General features: G+C 65.0%; 15 protein-coding genes and 1 riboswitch. Of the genes, 11 read left to right on the top strand and 4 right to left on the bottom strand.

The genetic code is table 11. The features are described from left to right. Nucleotides 1–46: 46 nt before the first annotated feature. Nucleotides 47–568 (top strand): GNAT family N-acetyltransferase, encoded by a 522-nt coding sequence (locus tag PG896_RS01285; RefSeq protein WP_270835324.1) that lies wholly within the window; start codon nt 47–49, stop codon nt 566–568. Nucleotides 569–669: 101 nt separating this feature from the next. On the opposite strand, the gene PG896_RS01280 is transcribed toward PG896_RS01285, so the two are convergent. Together PG896_RS01280 and PG896_RS01275 are read right to left on the bottom strand one after the other, a co-directional pair. Then, complete coding sequence (locus PG896_RS01280; RefSeq protein ID WP_010672653.1) at nt 670–846, bottom strand: hypothetical protein; 177 nt, start codon at nt 844–846, stop codon at nt 670–672. Nucleotides 847–1,317: 471 nt separating this feature from the next. Continuing rightward, nucleotides 1,318–2,595: a cation:proton antiporter gene (locus tag PG896_RS01275; RefSeq protein ID WP_103858557.1), complete on the bottom strand. Its 1,278-nt coding sequence runs from the start codon at nt 2,593–2,595 to the stop codon at nt 1,318–1,320. Nucleotides 2,596–2,799: 204 nt separating this feature from the next. On the opposite strand from PG896_RS01275, the gene metH reads away from it, so the two are divergent. The 4 genes from metH to rimK all read left to right on the top strand — a co-directional run bounded on the left by metH (nt 2,800) and on the right by rimK (nt 8,731). Beyond that, nucleotides 2,800–6,495: a methionine synthase gene (gene metH, locus PG896_RS01270; RefSeq protein ID WP_270835319.1), complete on the top strand. Its 3,696-nt coding sequence runs from the start codon at nt 2,800–2,802 to the stop codon at nt 6,493–6,495. Nucleotides 6,496–6,562: 67 nt separating this feature from the next. Further along, entirely contained in the window at nt 6,563–6,970 is a 408-nt protein-coding gene (locus tag PG896_RS01265) for a Gfo/Idh/MocA family oxidoreductase (protein ID WP_221413903.1), read from the top strand. A 72-nt stretch (nt 6,971–7,042) separates the two neighbouring features. Further along, complete coding sequence (locus PG896_RS01260; protein WP_221413902.1) at nt 7,043–7,630, top strand: hypothetical protein; 588 nt, start codon at nt 7,043–7,045, stop codon at nt 7,628–7,630. Nucleotides 7,631–7,834: 204 nt separating this feature from the next. Continuing rightward, nucleotides 7,835–8,731 carry a 30S ribosomal protein S6--L-glutamate ligase gene (rimK, locus tag PG896_RS01255; protein ID WP_010672657.1) on the top strand — a complete coding sequence of 299 codons (897 nt, stop codon included), beginning with the start codon at nt 7,835–7,837 and terminating at the stop codon, nt 8,729–8,731. Between the two features lie 151 nt (nt 8,732–8,882). On the opposite strand, the gene PG896_RS01250 is transcribed toward rimK, so the two are convergent. After that, on the bottom strand, nt 8,883–10,139 hold the full coding sequence (locus PG896_RS01250; protein ID WP_048208915.1) for a sensor histidine kinase: 1,257 nt from the start codon (nt 10,137–10,139) through the stop codon (nt 8,883–8,885). Beyond that, nucleotides 10,136–10,804 carry a response regulator transcription factor gene (locus PG896_RS01245; RefSeq protein WP_010672659.1) on the bottom strand — a complete coding sequence of 223 codons (669 nt, stop codon included), beginning with the start codon at nt 10,802–10,804 and terminating at the stop codon, nt 10,136–10,138. The genes PG896_RS01250 and PG896_RS01245 overlap by 4 nt, the downstream gene beginning before the upstream one ends. Nucleotides 10,805–10,894: 90 nt before the next feature. Between PG896_RS01245 and PG896_RS01240 the strand changes: the two genes are divergently transcribed. The 6 genes from PG896_RS01240 to thiS all read left to right on the top strand — a co-directional run bounded on the left by PG896_RS01240 (nt 10,895) and on the right by thiS (nt 16,897). Next, nucleotides 10,895–11,323: a hypothetical protein gene (locus PG896_RS01240; protein WP_039040447.1), complete on the top strand. Its 429-nt coding sequence runs from the start codon at nt 10,895–10,897 to the stop codon at nt 11,321–11,323. A gap of 78 nt (nt 11,324–11,401) precedes the next feature. Next, nucleotides 11,402–11,890, top strand: a complete 489-nt coding sequence (locus tag PG896_RS01235; protein WP_039040448.1) for a hypothetical protein — start codon at nt 11,402–11,404, stop codon at nt 11,888–11,890. Nucleotides 11,891–11,952: 62 nt separating this feature from the next. Next, a riboswitch (TPP riboswitch) is annotated at nt 11,953–12,066 on the top strand. 263 nt (nt 12,067–12,329) lie between these two features. Then, nucleotides 12,330–14,321, top strand: a complete 1,992-nt coding sequence (thiC, locus tag PG896_RS01230) for a phosphomethylpyrimidine synthase ThiC (RefSeq protein WP_069785503.1) — start codon at nt 12,330–12,332, stop codon at nt 14,319–14,321. Beyond that, nucleotides 14,318–15,925, top strand: a complete 1,608-nt coding sequence (thiE, locus tag PG896_RS01225) for a thiamine phosphate synthase (protein WP_270835318.1) — start codon at nt 14,318–14,320, stop codon at nt 15,923–15,925. Before thiC ends, thiE begins: the two co-directional genes overlap by 4 nt. After that, nucleotides 15,915–16,694, top strand: coding sequence for a HesA/MoeB/ThiF family protein (locus tag PG896_RS01220; protein ID WP_201872587.1), 780 nt, complete (start codon nt 15,915–15,917; stop codon nt 16,692–16,694). The genes thiE and PG896_RS01220 overlap by 11 nt, the downstream gene beginning before the upstream one ends. Nucleotides 16,695–16,696: 2 nt before the next feature. Next, the gene (gene thiS / locus PG896_RS01215) at nt 16,697–16,897 is read left to right on the top strand and encodes a sulfur carrier protein ThiS (RefSeq protein WP_039040452.1); all 201 of its coding nucleotides are present in this window, start codon (nt 16,697–16,699) and stop codon (nt 16,895–16,897) included. Nucleotides 16,898–16,972 lie beyond the last annotated feature (75 nt).

The raw sequence follows: 16,972 nt of genomic DNA, 5'->3' as shown, positions 1-16,972 counted from the left end.
GGCGAGAGCAGTCTTGGACACTCTCTCTGCCGAACGAGCCCATGTCATGATCCTCTCCGAGCGCCTGGAACTGCGCGAACTGACCATTGTCGATGCCCCCTTCATTCTCGAACTGCTCAACGATGGTGATTTTCACCGCTACATCGGCGATCGCGGGGTGCGTACCCTGGCGGATGCCGAAAACTACATCCAGCAGGGGCCTGCGGTCAGCTATGCCCGCCACGGTCACGGACTCTATCTGGTGGTGCGGCGGGAAGACGGGGCCAGGCTCGGCATCTGCGGTCTGATCAAGCGCGATACCCTGCCCTGTGAAGACATCGGCTATGCTTTCCTGCCCGCTTGGCGCGGCCTGGGCTATGCCATCGAGGCCGCGCGGGCGGCCATGGCAGATGGCCGCGAACGGCTCGGCATCGAGCGGGTGGTCGCCATCGTCACTCCGGGCAATGAGCGCTCGGTCCGGTTACTCGCCAAGCTGGGGCTGAGTCAGGGCAAACGGGTCAGGTTGGGGGCCGGCGAGGAGGAGTGCCTGCTGCTGGAGGCGCCGGACAAGGAGACTTGCGGGGTCTAGCCACCGCTCTGGGAGCGGGGCCATGCAGACTATGACGTCAGGCAAGGAGGCCGCCGTGAGTTGCGGCCTGTCTGCATCGGGCGCTGCCTGGGTAGGCAAAGTCAGTTGAGCTCTTCGATGGAGAACTCGCCGGCGATACCATCACAGGAGATGGCGAAGCCGCCGCTGAAGCGGGTGCTGAACTGGATCAGGAACGCATCGTCGTCGTGCTCTTGCACGGGCAGGTTGATGGGTTTGCTGCGACGCAGGGGTTTGCGTATCTGTACGTGTTTCATCATGGTATTTCTCTATATAAATTAAGTGTTTGCTCCTTGTATTGGCAAATGTCAGGTCAATGGGCGCGGTCAGCACGATGGCGGACGAGCGCGCAGGAATACCCAGCCCGGTTCAGGGGCGTCTGCACTTTCAAGGAAGGCGCCAAGGACCATGCGGATGCATGATGCTACTTGGGAGTGGGCAGATCGGGTCTGCACCGTGAGAGCCGGGCAACGCAGGCAGACAGCCTGAACGGTTCTCAAGGCGAGTAAATCAGAAGAAGGTTATGCGGGTACTGGCAGGATTCATCGTGAGGTGAAGCATTGCGAACATAATCAGGGCTGATTAACTAGCCGGCGCGCATTCTCTCCTCGAAATGTGTAAAAAGCAAACACTATTTGTGCGTTCACCCAGTCATTCCCTGTTTTTCACGGCCACGGGGACGGCAAAAGGGCTCCCGAGGGAGCCCTTTTCATTGCCGGTCAGGGACGGGCTCAGGCGTCGCCGCAGGCCTTCTTGGCGGCGGTGATCATGGGGGTAATGGTCATGCCCTGTACCACGATGGAGAACATCACCACCGAGTAGGTCATCACCAGGATCACCTGGCGCAGATCGACGTTGTGCTCCGGGATCATCATGACACCGGATGGCAGTGCCAGGGCCATGGCCATGGCCAGACCGCCACGCAGGCCGCCCCAGGTGAGGATGCGCACCGAGAAGGTGTTGTAGTTGCGGAACTTGCGGAACGCCACATAGGGCAGGGAGACGCTGATGAAGCGTGCAGCCAGGCAGAGCGGCACCGCGATGACCAGCAGGATCCAGTCGCGCCAGTCGAGGTCCAGCAGCACCAGTGCCAGACCGATCAGCAGGAACAGCAGGGCGTTGAGGAACTGATCCATCAACTCCCAGAAGTGATCCAGGTGGTGCTGGCTCTGCTCGGAGAAGCCGGAATGACGGGTCCAGTTGCCGATCATGATGCCGGTCACCACCATGGCCAGGGCGCCGGAGACGCCGATCATGTTGGCGAAGGCGAAGCCCGCGGTCGGGATGCAGAGGGTCAGCAGCAGCTCCAGGGAGCCGTCGTCGGTGGCGCTGATCATCACGTGGGCGATGAGACCCAGCACGGCCCCGAACAGGATGCCGCCGAGAGCCTCATGCAGGAACAGACCGGCCACGCTGCCGAAGGTGGGCTCCACGCCGCCAAAGGCCACGGCAAACACGGTGGCGAAGATGACCAGACCGACACCGTCGTTGAACAGGGATTCCCCCTCGATCTGGATGGCGATCTGGGGTGGCGCCTTCATCTTTTTGACGATGGCCAGTACGGCGATGGGGTCGGTGGGGGAGATCAGGGCACCGAACAACATGCAGTAGACCAGTGGCACATCCCAGCCCAGCAGCTTGGCGATGAACCAGAAGCCGTAGCCGATGAGGAAGGTGGAGAGCAGGGTGGCGGCTATGGCCAGAATGGTGATTTCCCACTTCTGGCTACGCAACGCCTTGAGGTTGATGCCAAGCCCGCCGGCGAACAGCAGGAAGCCCAGGATCCCCTTCAACAGGAAGTTCTGGAAGTCGATGCTCTCCATGGTCTTGATGGCGAGAGGCTCCAGATTGAACCAACCCAGTTTGCCAAACAGCACCAGCAGCGCGGAGATCAGCATGGAGCCCGCAGTGATGGCGATGGTGGTCTGGATCTTCACAACATACTGGTTGGCAAAGGCGATGAAGATCGCCAACGCTGCCAGGAAGCAGAGTGTGTAGTAGACGCTCATAGTTATTTTTCTCTTTGGTAAACAGCAAGCACGTATCCCTCTTGAGGACGGGCATAGGGTACTCCCGGGTTAGATCATGCTCATTACCTATTTATGGTTATATTTAATCGTCATCACGGACAGATAGACGGCTAGATTTCCATTTGATTTGATTGCTGCTAGGATGGGCATCACGCAGTTGCATGGATGTAAGGGGTACGAGCGGTGTCGAGCAGAGAGTCGAACAAGAAAGCGGATGTCACAACCAGGCTGGAAGCCTGTCTCAAGGAGCGGATCCTGATTATCGACGGGGCCATGGGCACCATGATCCAGGGTTACAAACTCGGTGAGGCGGACTATCGGGGGGAGCGGTTTGCCGACTGGCATACCGACATCAAGGGCAACAACGACCTGCTGGTGTTGAGCCGTCCCGCCGTCATTCGCGAGATCCACGACCAGTATTGTGCCGCCGGGGCCGATATCCTCGAGACCAACACCTTCAACGCCACCCGCATCGCCATGGCGGACTACGAGATGGAAGCGCTCTCGGCCGAGATAAACCGGGAGGCGGCCCGCCTGGCCCGCGCCGTGGCGGACGAGTGGACAGCCAAGGACCCGGCCAGGCCGCGCTTTGTGGCGGGGGTCCTGGGTCCCACCAACCGTACCGCCTCCATCTCGCCGGACGTGAACGACCCGGGCAAGCGCAACGTCACCTATGACGAGCTGGTGGCCGCCTACACCGAATCAACCCATGCCCTCATCGAGGGCGGTGCCGACATCATCCTGATCGAGACCATCTTCGACACCCTCAACGCCAAGGCGGCCGCCTTCGCGGTGGACCTGGTGTTCGAGGAGCTGGGTTACAGCCTGCCGGTGATGATCTCCGGCACCATCACGGACGCCTCCGGTCGTACCCTCTCGGGCCAGACCACCGAGGCCTTCTACCACTCCCTTCGCCACGTCAAACCGGTCTCCTTCGGCCTCAACTGTGCGCTGGGGCCGGACGAGCTGCGCCAGTACGTGGAGGAGCTCTCCCGCATCAGCGAGACCCATGTCAGCGCCCACCCCAACGCCGGTCTGCCCAATGCGTTTGGCGAGTACGATCTGGACGCGGTAGAGATGGCGGAGCATATCCGCGAGTGGGCCCAAAGCGGCTTTCTCAACCTAGTGGGCGGCTGCTGCGGCACCACCCCGACCCACATCCGCGCCATGGCGGACGCCGTGGCGGGCATCAAGCCCCGCGCCCTGCCGGATCTGCCGGTGGCCTGCCGGTTGTCGGGCCTGGAGCCTCTCATCATCACGGCGGACTCCATGTTCGTGAACGTGGGTGAGCGGACCAACGTCACCGGCTCGGCCAAGTTCAAGCGCTTGATAAAAGAAGGGCTCTACGACGAGGCCCTGGATGTGGCCAAGCAGCAGGTGGAAAACGGCGCCCAGATCATCGACATCAACATGGATGAGGGGATGCTGGACGCCGAGGCGGCCATGGTGCGCTTCCTGAACCTCATCGCCGGGGAACCGGACATCGCCCGGGTGCCGGTGATGATCGACTCCTCCAAGTGGGAGGTGCTGGAGGCGGGCCTCAAGTGCGTGCAGGGCAAGCCGGTGGTCAACTCCATCTCCATGAAGGAGGGGGAGGACAAATTCATCGAGCAGGCGAAACTGCTGCGTCGCTACGGCGCCGCCGTCATCGTCATGGCGTTCGACGAGGTGGGCCAGGCTGATACCCGTGCCCGCAAGTTCGAGATCTGCCAGCGCGCCTACCGCATTCTGGTGGACCGCGTCGGCTTCCCGCCGGAAGACATCATCTTCGACCCCAACATCTTCGCGGTGGCGACCGGCATCGACGAGCACAACAACTACGCGGTGGACTTCATCGAAGCGGTGAAGGACATCAAAACACACCTGCCCCACGCCATGATCTCCGGCGGCGTCTCCAACGTCTCCTTCTCCTTCCGTGGCAACGAGCCGGTGCGCGAAGCCATCCACGCTGTCTTCCTCTACCACGCCATCAGGAACGGCATGGACATGGGGATCGTCAACGCGGGCCAGCTTGCCATCTACGAAGACATCCCTGCCGAGCTCAAAGAGAAGGTCGAGGCGGTGGTGCTGAACCTCAACGACAACGCCACCGAGGCGCTGCTGGCCATCGCCGAGAAGTATCGCGGCGCGGGTGCCCAGGCGGAGGATCCGCGGGATCAGGAGTGGCGTAGCTGGCCGGTGGGCAAGCGGCTCGAACACGCCCTGGTCAAGGGGATCACCGACTTTATCGAGGAGGATACCGAGGAGGCGCGCGCCCAGGCCGAGAAGCCGCTGCACGTCATCGAGGGGCCGCTGATGGACGGCATGAACGTGGTGGGCGATCTGTTCGGCGCCGGCAAGATGTTCCTGCCCCAGGTGGTGAAGTCGGCCCGGGTGATGAAGCGGGCGGTGGCCTACCTGCAACCCTACATCGAGGCGGAGAAGTCCGGCGGTTCCAGCAACGGCAAAATCGTGCTGGCCACCGTCAAGGGTGACGTGCACGACATCGGCAAGAACATCGTCGGGGTGGTGCTCCAGTGCAACAACTTCGAGATCGTGGATCTCGGGGTCATGGTCTCCTGCGAGACCATCCTCAAGACGGCCCGGGAAGTGAACGCCGACATCATCGGCCTGTCGGGCCTCATCACTCCGTCCCTGGACGAGATGGTGCACGTGGCCAAAGAGATGGAGCGTCAGGGGTTCAAGCTGCCGCTGCTCATCGGCGGAGCCACCACTTCCAAGGCCCACACCGCGGTGAAGATAGAGCAGAACTACTCCGAGCCCGTGGTCTATGTCTCCAACGCCTCCCGCGCCGTGGGGGTGGCCCAGAGCCTGCTGAGCCCGGAGCTCAAGCCCGCCTTCGTCGCCCGCATCGACAAGGAGTACGAGATTGCCCGGGATCAGCATGCCCGCAAGCAGCCGCGCTCCAAGCCGGTCAGCCTGGCCCATGCCCGCGCCAACCGCCATCAGCTGGACTGGGTGGGCTATGAGCCCCCGGCGCCCCGGGAGCCCGGCGTGCAGACCTTCGAAAACGTGCCCATCTCTGTGCTGCGCCCCTACATCGACTGGACGCCGTTTTTCCTGAGCTGGGAGCTGGCGGGCAAGTTCCCCCGCATCCTGGAAGATGAGGTGGTGGGGGAGGAGGCGACGCGCCTCTACGCCGACGCCAACGCCATGCTGGACCAGCTGGAGAAGGATCAGAGCGTGCGTTGCGCCGGCATCGTCGGCCTGTTCCCCGCCAACGCCGTGGGGGACAGCATCGAGGTTTACACCGACGAGACCCGCACCCAGGTGCGCAAGGTGCTGCACCACCTACGCCAGCAGAGCGAGAAGCAGGGCTTCCCCAACTACTGTCTGGCGGACTATGTGGCGCCGAAAGAGAGCGGCAAGCCCGACTGGATCGGCGCCTTCGCGGTGACCGGCGGCATCGGCGAGGAGGCCATCGCCAAGGCCTACAAGGCGGACCACGACGACTACAACGCCATCCTCATCCAGGCGGTGTGCGATCGCCTCGCCGAGGCCTTTGCCGAATACCTCCACGAGCAGGTGCGCAAAGTGCACTGGGGCTATGCCCCGGACGAGGCGCTCAGCAACGAGGAACTGATTCGCGAAAATTACCAGGGGATACGTCCGGCGCCGGGCTACCCGGCCTGCCCGGAGCACACCGAGAAGGGGAGCATCTGGGAGCTGCTGGACGTGGAGCAGGCCATCGGCATGCAGCTTACCGAGTCCTACGCCATGTGGCCGGGGGCGGCGGTATCCGGCTGGTACTTCTCCCACCCTGAGAGCAAATACTTCGCCGTGGCCCAGATCCAGCAGGATCAGGTGGAAGACTACGCCATGCGCAAGGGGATGACCCTGGCAGAGGCCGAACGCTGGCTGGGGCCCAACCTGCATTGATCCCCGTCTGCCCCGCCTCACACGGTGCGGGGCAGACGCCGGGTACGCACGCCATATCGAGGTTGCCATGAAGATTGGATTTGTCGGTCTGGGGGCTGTGGTGCAGACAGCCTATCTGCCTGCACTCGCCGCACTGGCGGAAAATCCCAAGATATGGGGTTTTGATCCCGCCATCACCCTGCCCGGCGTCATGTCTGCGCCGACCCTGGAAGCCCTGCTGGCCGAACCCCTAGATCGGCTGGTGATCGCCACGCCTTCCCTGCTGCATCTGCCCGTGTTGGAGCAGGCACTGGCCAGCACCATTCCCCTCATCCTGGTGGAGAAACCCGTGGTGGCCACCCTGGCCCAGCGCGATCGCCTGCGCGCCCTGCTGGCGGACCCCGAGGTCGCAGCCAGGGTGCTGGCGCTGGATCACTGGATGGCCCGCAATGCCGTCCAGCAGTTGCTGCTGAGCGGCAAACTGGATGAAGGCTAGCAGCCTCGGGAATCAGACGGCGCCGGGGGCGGGCTGGCCACCCTCGCCGATATCAGCGCGGTGGAGGGCTTTTTGCTGGAACCCTGCGGCCTGGACGAGGCGGGGGAGCCCTATGCCCTCAACTTCGCCACAGGGGAGCCGGATCGGCGGGTCCTGCGCCATCCAGACGGGGTGATCCTCGACATCGGCACCCATCTGCTGGCGATGATCCGGGAGCTGCTGGTGGCCCTGGGTGGGGACGACCGCCTGCACCTGATCGCGGAGGGCGTCTGCGACCGGCTGGGGCAGCCCATCCGGCGCGGGGATCTGGAGACCGCCGAGGGGCGGGCCTGCCTGCGCGGCGAGGCGGCAGGGGTGCCCCTGACCCTCTGGCTCGACAAGTATGCCGGTCCCGGGGTGGAGAAGAAGGGGCTTTGCCTGCACTTCAAAGACGGGCGGCGCATCGAGCTGCTTCGCCGCGGCAACCTGGAGTGGCTGCACCATCACGACGTCGACGGGATGCGGGGCTGGCAACATGAGGGGCCCCTCTATCGCCACTGTATCGCCCAGACCCTGCTGGCCCCCGTGCCTTTGGGAGGCTGGGCCGGCACCACGGCGCGCCGTTTGCAGGAGGTCGCCCTGCTGCTTGAGTTGCAACAAGGGCTGCGCGGCCCCCATTGACGTCGCTGGCGCCATCGGACATGAGGGCTGGTGGCTGGCGCCGTCTTGCAGAGCGGTCCCTGGCTTTGGTCCGTTCTTGAGTGCGGCACCCTCGGTTTTTGCCCGTTCTTGCAGAACCGCGCATGGTGAGGGGAAAGGATTGGCGTTGCCAGTCGTTCATGGCACCTTATACTCTCCAGTCCGATTATCAGGTCTGCCATTTCCATGAATATTGCCATTTTATCCCGTGAGCCCAACAACTATTCCACCCGCCGTCTGGTCGAGGTGGCCCGGGCCCGTGGGCATCAGGTCGAGGTGCTCGACACCCTGCGCTGCTACATGAACATCGCCTCCCACAGCCCCTCCATCCATTACGAAGGACGGGAGCTGGAGAGCTATGACGCCGTGATCCCGCGCATCGGTGCCAGCATCACCTTCTATGGCACCGCCGTGCTGCGCCAGTTCGAGATGATGAGCACCATGGCCCTCAACAGCTCGGTGGCCATCTCCCGCTCCCGGGACAAGCTGCGCGCCATGCAGCTGCTCTCCCGTCACGGCATCGGCCTGCCGGTGACCGGCTATGCCCACAGCACCCACGACGTACCGGATCTCATCACCATGGTGGGGGGCGCCCCCCTGGTGGTGAAACTGCTGGAGGGCACCCAGGGGATTGGCGTGGTGCTGTGCGAGACCCAGAAGGCCGCCGAGAGCGTCATCGAGGCCTTTATCCAGACCAACAACAACATCCTGGTGCAGGAGTACATCCGCGAGGCCAACGGCGCCGATATCCGCTGCCTGGTGGTCAACGGCAAGGTGGTGGCCGCCATGCGCCGCCAGGCCCAGCCGGGGGAGTTTCGCTCCAACTTGCACCGGGGCGGCACCGCCGAAGCCATCAAGATCACGCCGGAAGAGCGTGCCACCGCCGTGCAGGCCGCCAAGATCATGGGGCTGGACGTGGCCGGGGTGGATATTCTGCGTAGCGCCCGCGGCCCGCTGGTGCTGGAGGTGAACTCCTCCCCCGGCCTGCAAGGGGTGGAAGCCGCCTCCGGCAAGGACGTGGCGGGCAAGATCATCGAGTTCCTCGAGCTCAAGGCGAGCCGCAAGCACAAGCCGGCGGAATGAGTCCCAAACGAGTGTCAGACAGGTAAACACAGGGCGCCCTCGGGCGCCTTGTTGCTATCTGGGGGGGCTGGAAGGCAGCGGGCTTGCCGGGAAGTGTCTCCCTTCTCCCACTCTGTTGAACAGCCGGGAAGAAGGGCCGGGAATGAGGGGGTTATGCCGCCCCGGGGGCGCCGGGGATCATCACCAGCCGGGCGCTGAAGACCCCCTCCACCAGATGGGTCTCAATCTGCCAGCCCAGCTTCTCGCAGATGCGCTGGATGATGGTGAGGCCGCAGCCGTAGCCGAGGATCTGATCCGGCGCGGCGGCGGTGGGGTTGCTGATGGTGAGCACCTGCTCATGCAGGGTGATCTCGATGTGGCCCTCGGCGTAGCTCAGGGCGTTTTTCAAGAGGTTGCCGAGGGCGATGGCGAGCAGGGAGAGGGGGGCCTGCACCTCGCTCTCCTCGTCCAGTTGCAGGCGAATGTCCAGCGTCTCCCGTTGCAGCAGGGGGGCGAGGCGGGTCAGCTCCCGGCGAATGAGCGGCGCCACCTGCTGGGGCGGGCGCTCCACGGCCTCCTTGCGTCCCAGCAGCAGGAAGGTTTCCGTGAGCAGGGCCATCTCGTCGGCGGCGGCGCGGATGCGGCTGACGGCGCGGGCTGCCGGGGCGGGCAGGTCATTCACCTTGCCGAGCAGGGCCGCGGATCCCTGGATCACCATGTTGGGGGTGCGCAGCTCGTGGCTGGCAAAGCGGCTGAACTCCTGTTCACGGGCAAACACGGCGGCCACCTCGTGCTTGCCCGCCAGCAGCGCCTGCTCTATCTCTCTCAGCTCCTGCCAGGGGGCATCGGGCACGAAGTCCCCCTGATCCGGGGTGAGGTGGGCGACCCGCTGGCGCAGCCGCTCCAGCGGCCTGGTGATGTGACGCACCAGCCAGATGCCGAAGGCGAGGCTCCCCAGCAGCAGGGCCAGGCCGATGAGGCGGGTCACCAGATGCAGCTTGGCTTCGTAAGGGTCGAGGTAGTCGTCCGCATCGTCGTTGAACACCAGATAGAGCAGCCCCTGACCCGAGGGGTGGGCGCGTACCAGGAAGTGCTTGTCTTCCCGGCCCAGCTGATGCTCGAAGAAGCCGGGGCTCTGGTAGGCCTTGAGCCAGGCGGGCAGGCGGCCCGCCTCTGTCCAGTAGCTGGAGAACTGGCGCGGGCTGGGGGCGGGGGCCGCCATCCCGAGGCGCAACCAGTCGTCGTCATAGCGGGTTGCCTCCGCCTCCAGCCAGTGGCGCAGGCTCAGCTCCTCCATCTTGTTCTCGGCCACCACCATCAGCAGGCTCAGGATCACCAGCAGCAGCAGACCGGCCCCTCCCAGCGCCAGCACCAGGCGCCGGCGCAGGCTCGGCAGGCCGGAGGCAAGGGGCGGCGTCGGGTTCGTCATGGGGTCACCAGCCGGTAGCCCTGGCCGTGCAGGGTCTCCAGCATGGGGGTGGGGAAGGGCTTGTCGAGGGCGCTGCGCAGGGCATAGATGTGGCTGCGCAGGGCGTCGGAGTCGGGCTCCTCGTCGCCCCAGACGGTGTCGAGCACCTCCTGGCGCGTCACCAGCTGGGGCGCGCGCTTCACCAGCAGGGTGAGGATCTGGAACGGGATCTTGCCGAGTTTGAGCTCCACCCCGGCGCGGGTGGCGCGGCCGCTGGCGGGATCCACCGTCAGATCGCCAAAGCAGAGCACGCCCATGTCCCCTCTGGGGCCACGCAGGCTGAGGGCCTCCAGGCGCACCTCCAGCTCCTCCATGGCGAACGGCTTGACCAGATAGTCGTCGCCCCCCGCCCGAAAGCCTGCCAGCTTGTCCTCCAGGCTGTCACGGGCGGTGAGAAAGAGCACCGGGGTCGCGATGCCGTCCGCACGCAGCCGCTCCACGGTACGCAGGCCGTCGAGGCGCGGCATCATGACGTCCATGATGATGACGTCGAAGCGCTCCTGGGCCAGCAGTTGCAGCGCGGCCTGGCCATGATAGGCGCAGTCCACCCTGTGCCCGGCCAGCGCCAGATAGTCCATGATGGTCTCCGCCACCTGGGGACTGTCTTCCACCACCAGTATTTTCATGCTCTGATCTCCTGGTCTGTGCCGCTATTTCACGGCCATTTCACACCGGATGGGTCATCCTGTGTGCCAGTGTAACCCCGAGGATCCCCGATGAAGAAGTCTCTCCGCGCCTTCTGGTTATTGATTCTATTGCCTTTTGGTCTGGTGCAGGCGGCCGAGTTCAAGCTCACGGGCCGCACCACCTGGCAGCTTGGCCAGTTGATGGTCAACGGCATTCCCTTCGTGATCGATGAGCGCACCCGCTTCAAGGATGGCCTGGATGAGGATGATCTCGGTGGGACCTGGGTCGATCTGGAAGGGGTCGTGCAGGAGACGGCGGCAGGGGCGCGGCGGCTCGTTCGCGAGGTGGAGGCGCTGGAAGAGGAGGACGAGATGGAACTGGAAGGGCCGGTGGAAGGGGGACGGATCTGGGGCTATGTCACCTCGGATGGGAGCCTCTCCCCGTTCGAGGGACGCTGGCTGGAGCTGGAGTGCAAGTTTGACGGCATGCGCCTGAGCCAGTGCCGGGAGGATGACTGACCGGTCAGGGCGGACCGGGAAAAATTGCCCGTCCGGGGCCATAGTTAAACCTCACCCCGTGACCCCGGACCGCCTGCCATGACCCGAACCGCACTCTGCCTGCTGCTGTTGCCCTTCTGCACCCTTGCCGACGACGCCGAGCTCTGGCTGGTGGAGCTGGAGCACAACGACGGGGTGCGCCTGCAATTCCAGGGGGCTGAGCTGGAGCTCGGCAGTGCCGAACTGCACGGCGTGGCGCAGCCGGACGGGCTCGTGCCCGGTATGCACCTCGCGATCCAGAGCCGCTACGGCGTCGCCGAGACGATCCGGGTGCTCGACGGGGCGCCGGATCCGGCGCTCGGGGCCAGCTGGCGGCGGGCGGAGGATCGACTGCTCACCCATAATCAGCAGGCATTGCTGCTACAGGATCTCGGTGTGCTGGTGTTTGATGCTGACACTCGCTGGATCAACGGCAGCGCCGCCGATCTGCAACCGGGTCGCCGCCTGGTGCTGAGCCGGGATGAAGAGGGCCGCCTCACCGATATCCTCATTCCTGACCCCGAGGATCCCCTCGACGCCGAAGAGTGAGACCTCTCTCCCTTTCCCCTTGTTAATGGCTTGTACTTTAAATTTCCCCACTTATACTGGCGCACATCTTGTCGGAGTGCTGACCGTCGAACGACGCTAAGCTGAGACCGTTAATTCGGGATCCGTGGAACCTGATCAGGTTAAGACCTGCGAAGGGAAACAAGGGTAACTTGCGGGTTACCGCGCCGGGGAAGGCACACCTTCCCGCCAGCCAGAGGCAGACCGCCTCTGGCTGGCACAGGCGCACAGGGGGAGGTTGTCCCGTCCGGTTGTCCTTAGGGCGCCGGGTTTCCAGACTAGGGAAACACCGGGACGGCAGAGCAGGGAAGATCCATGCCCGGCTCACTCCCCCCAGCACACCCCGCCGCAAGTTCATCTTCTCCTCGAACTCCAGACAAGCAAACACCCATAACTTCAACCAGTTAATGTGAGTTTTGCTATGTCTACCAATGTTTCTGATACCACCAAATCCAGCCGCCGCGAGCAGCGCTCCAGCGCCCAGACCTTTATCGACAACCTGAAGGGGATGGCTCACCCCAATTCCCGCCGTATCTTTATCCAGGGTTCTCGCCCCGACATCCGTGTGCCTCTGCGGGAGATCCAGTTGGCCGACACCTTCGTCGGCGGCACCAAGGAGGCTCCCCAGTTCGAGCCCAACGAGCCGGTGCCGGTTTACGATACCTCGGGCCCCTATGGGGAAGAGGCCGCCCCCATCGACGTGCGCCGCGGTCTGCCGCGCCTGCGCGAAGCCTGGGTGCTGGAGCGTGCTGACACCGACGCGCTGGACGGGCTGAGCTCCACCTTCACTCAGGAGCGGCTGGCGGACGAGGGGCTGGATCACCTGCGTTTCGAACATTTGCCGAGCGCCCGCCGCGCCAAGCCGGGCCGCCGGGTCACCCAGCTGCACTATGCCCGCCAAGGCATCGTCACCCCCGAGATGGAATTTATCGCCATCCGCGAGAACATGGGCCGCGAGCGAGTGCGCTCCGAGCTCCTGCGCACCCAGCATCCGGGTCAGGGCTTTGGCGCCAGACTGCCCCAGAACATCACCCCCGAGTTCGTGCGCGATGAAGTGGCCGCCGGTCGCGCCATCATCCCCAGCAACATCAACCACCCGGAAGCGGAGCCCATGATCATCGGCCGCAACTTCCTGGTGAAGATCAACGCCAACATCGGCAACTCGGCGGTCACCTCCAGCATCGAAGAGGAGGTGGAGAAGCTGGTCTGGTCCACCCGCTGGGGCGCCGACACCGTGATGGATCTCTCCACCGGCCGTTACATCCACGAGACCCGCGAGTGGATCCTGCGCAACAGCCCGGTGCCCATCGGTACCGTGCCCATCTATCAGGCGCTGGAGAAGACCAACGGCATCGCCGAAGACCTCACCTGGGAGCTGTTCCGCGATACCCTGCTGGAGCAGGCCGAGCAGGGGGTGGACTACTTCACCATCCACGCCGGCGTCTTGCTGCGCTTCGTGCCCATGACTGCCAAGCGCCTCACCGGCATCGTTTCGCGCGGTGGCAGCATCATGGCCAAGTGGTGCCTGTCGCACCACAAGGAGAACTTCCTCTACGAGCACTTCCGCGAGATCTGCGAGATCTGCGCCGCCTACGACGTGAGCTTGTCGCTGGGTGACGGTCTGCGTCCGGGCTCCGTCTATGACGCCAACGACGAGGCCCAGTTCGCCGAGCTGCGCACCCTGGGCGAGCTCACCAAAATTGCCTGGGAATACGACGTGCAGGTGATGATCGAGGGGCCCGGCCACGTACCCATGCACATGATCGAGCGCAACATGACCGAGCAGCTGGAGCACTGCCACGAGGCGCCCTTCTATACCCTGGGCCCGCTCACCACCGACATTGCCCCGGGGTACGATCACTTCACCTCCGGCATCGGCGCCGCGCTCATCGGCTGGTACGGCTGCGCCATGCTCTGCTACGTGACTCCCAAGGAACACCTGGGCCTGCCCAACAAGGAGGACGTGAAGCAGGGGCTCATTACCTACAAGATCGCCGCCCACGCGGCTGACCTTGCCAAGGGCCACCCGGGCGCCCAGATCCGCGACAACGCCATGTCCAAGGCGCGCTTCGAGTTCCGCTGGGAGGATCAATTCAACCTGGCCCTGGATCCCGACACCGCCCGCGCCTACCACGACGAGACCCTGCCTCAGGAGTCCGGCAAAGTGGCCCACTTCTGCTCCATGTGCGGGCCCAAGTTCTGCTCCATGAAGATCACCCAGGACGTGCGCGATTATGCGGCGAAACTGGAAGCCGTGGAGATCAAGCTGGTCGGCATGGACGGCCAGCAGGAGCGGGTGGTGGCCGAGGTGGAGAGCGGCATGGCCCGCATGGCGGAAACCTTCAAGGAGACCGGCGGCGAGATCTACCATCAGGCGGCGACCCTGAAGCAGGCCGCAGGGGAGGAGGCGTGAGCAGCGAGCGCGGGGCTGTCAGCCCCGCCGACCTGTCGCCTGTGACGCAGGCCCGCCCCGTGGTCTGGACCATCGCCGGGTCCGACTCCGGCGGCGGGGCCGGCATTCAGGCCGACTTGCACACGATGCATGACCTCGGCGTGCACGGCTGCTCCGTCATCTCCGCCATCACGGCCCAGAACTCGGTGGCGGTGAAGATGGTCGACCCCGTGCTGATGCAGACCTTCGCCGCCCAGATCGATGCCCTGGGGCTGGATCTGCCACCCGCCGCCATCAAGATCGGCCTGCTGCCGACCCGGCTGCATGTGGAGGTGCTGGCCCGTCGCCTGGCAGCCACCCCGGCCCCCTTCGTGGTCTACGACCCGGTGGCCATCGCCAGCACCGGCACCCCCATGGCGGAGCCCGGCATGCTGGTGGCGGTGCGCGAGCACCTGCTGCCACGTCTGTCGCTCATCACCCCCAACGGTCCCGAGCTGGAGGCCCTGACCGGCCTGCCCGCCACCAGTCCCGAGCTGGTGCGCCTCGCCGCCCGGCGGCTGTGCGAACTCGGCGCCCGTGCCGTGCTGGTCAAGGGGGGCCACCTTGAATGGGGCGGGGATCTCTGCCTCGACTACTACCAGGACGAGAGCCGCGAATTCTGGCTCGCCGCGCCGCGCCTCGATACCCGCCACGGTCACGGCACCGGTTGCGCTTACGCCAGCGCCATCGCCGCCGTGGTGGCGCAGGACTATCCGGTGGAGGACGCCATCACCCTGGCGCGCGCCTACCTGCAACAGGGCTTGGCGGCGGCGCAAGGGGTGGGGGCAGGCCCGGGGCCCATCGCCCATCTCGGCTGGCCTGCCGATCTTGCCCACTTCCCCCGTGCCGTGCTGGCGGGCTCACCGCTCGATCGCCGCTTTGGATTGTATGAAGCGAGCAGCGCCCGTCTGCCGCAGGGCCCCTTTGCGCCGACCGAACACAACCTCGGCCTCTATCCGGTGGTGGACTCGGTCAAGTGGCTCAAACGCCTGCTGGGGGCCGGGGTCAAGACCATCCAGCTGCGGATCAAGAATCTGCCCGCCACAGAGGTGGCGCCGGCCATTCGTGATGCGGTAGCGCTCGGTCGCCGCCATGGGGCGCGGCTCTTTATCAACGACTACTGGCAGCAAGCCATCGAGGCGGGCGCCTGGGGCGTGCATCTGGGGCAGGAGGATATGGAGACCGCCGATCTCGCCGCCATTCAGGCGGCGGGGCTGCGTCTTGGCATCTCCACCCACGGCTACTTCGAGCTGATGCGGGCCCGCGAGCTGGCCCCCTCCTATATCGCGCTGGGCCATATCTTCCCGACCAACACCAAAGCGATGCCTTCGCGCCCCCAGGGGCTGGCGCGGCTGCACCACTACCGCGCCCTGATGTGCGACTGGCCGACGGTGGCCATCGGTGGCATCAGCGAGGAGCGGGTGGCGGCGGTCAAGGCAAGCGGGGTCGGCAGCATTGCGCTGGTCTCGGCCATCACGGCGAGCGATGACTGGCAGGGCGCGACCGAGCGGCTGCTCGCTGCCGTGGGGGCGGGGGATGAACCGCGCTCGGCCTGCGTGATACGGGAGGCAGAACATGCGCTCTGATGCCGCTTCTCTTAGTGACAAAGAGTATCTGAGATACGGCCGCCAGCTGATGCTGGCGGAAGTGGGGGAAGCCGGTCAGGCGCGGCTGAAAGATAAGTCTGTGCTGATCGTGGGCCTCGGCGGGCTCGGCTCGCCGCTCGCCCTCTATCTGGCGGGGGCCGGGGTGGGCACTTTGTGGCTGGCCGATGGCGATACGGTGGACTCCAGCAATCTGCCGCGCCAGATCCTGTTCGATAGCGAGGCGGTCAACCACTCCAAGGCGGAGCTGGCCCGCGAGCGCTTGTCCGCCCACAACCCGCTGGTGGAGCTGATTGCCATCAATCAGCGACTCGATGCCGCCAGCCTGCCGGAGTTTGTGACCGAGGTGGATCTGGTTGTCGACTGCTGCGACAACCTCGCCACCCGCCAGGCCATCAACGCCGCCTGCGTGGCCCAGGGCAAGCCCTGGGTCTGTGCCGCCGCAGTGGGCTGGCAGGGGCAGCTGATGGCGCGCACCAGCAGTGAGCACGCCTGCTACGCCTGCCTCTATCCGCTGGATACCGAGATCAGGGAAAGCTGCGAGACCAGCGGCGTCACCGGCCCGCTGGTGGGGGTGATGGGCTCTTTGCAGGCGCTGGAGGCACTGAAACTGCTGCTCGGGATGCCGAGCCCGGTGGCGGGCACATTGCGCCGGTTTGATGCCCTGACCCATCAGTGGCAGACCCTCACGCTGGCTCCCGATCCCGATTGCCCGGTCTGCGGCAGCACCCACCCGGCCCTGGAGAATTAACCATGAAGATCCGATTGAACGATATCGAGCTGACGCTGCCCACCGGCCAGCGCCTGACTGAGCTGCTGGCGGTGCAGGAGATTCCCCCTCAGGGGGTAGCGGTGGCCCTCAACGGCGCCGTGCTGCCCCGTGGCCGCTGGGCCGAGACCCGTCTCAATGACGGGGACGAACTCCACCTCTTCACCGCCATTGCCGGAGGCTGACCCATGATGCTCGCAGTCCCATCTTCGCGCGCCCTGCCTTGCGGCGGGGCCTCATCTCTTCTTATCGCAGTGGCG

This window comes from Aeromonas sp. QDB30, from assembly GCF_027707645.1.
GTDB lineage: Bacteria > Pseudomonadota > Gammaproteobacteria > Enterobacterales > Aeromonadaceae > Aeromonas > Aeromonas caviae.
Note: the sequence above shows the minus strand (reverse complement) of the source record. Positions and strands in the feature narration are given on the sequence as shown.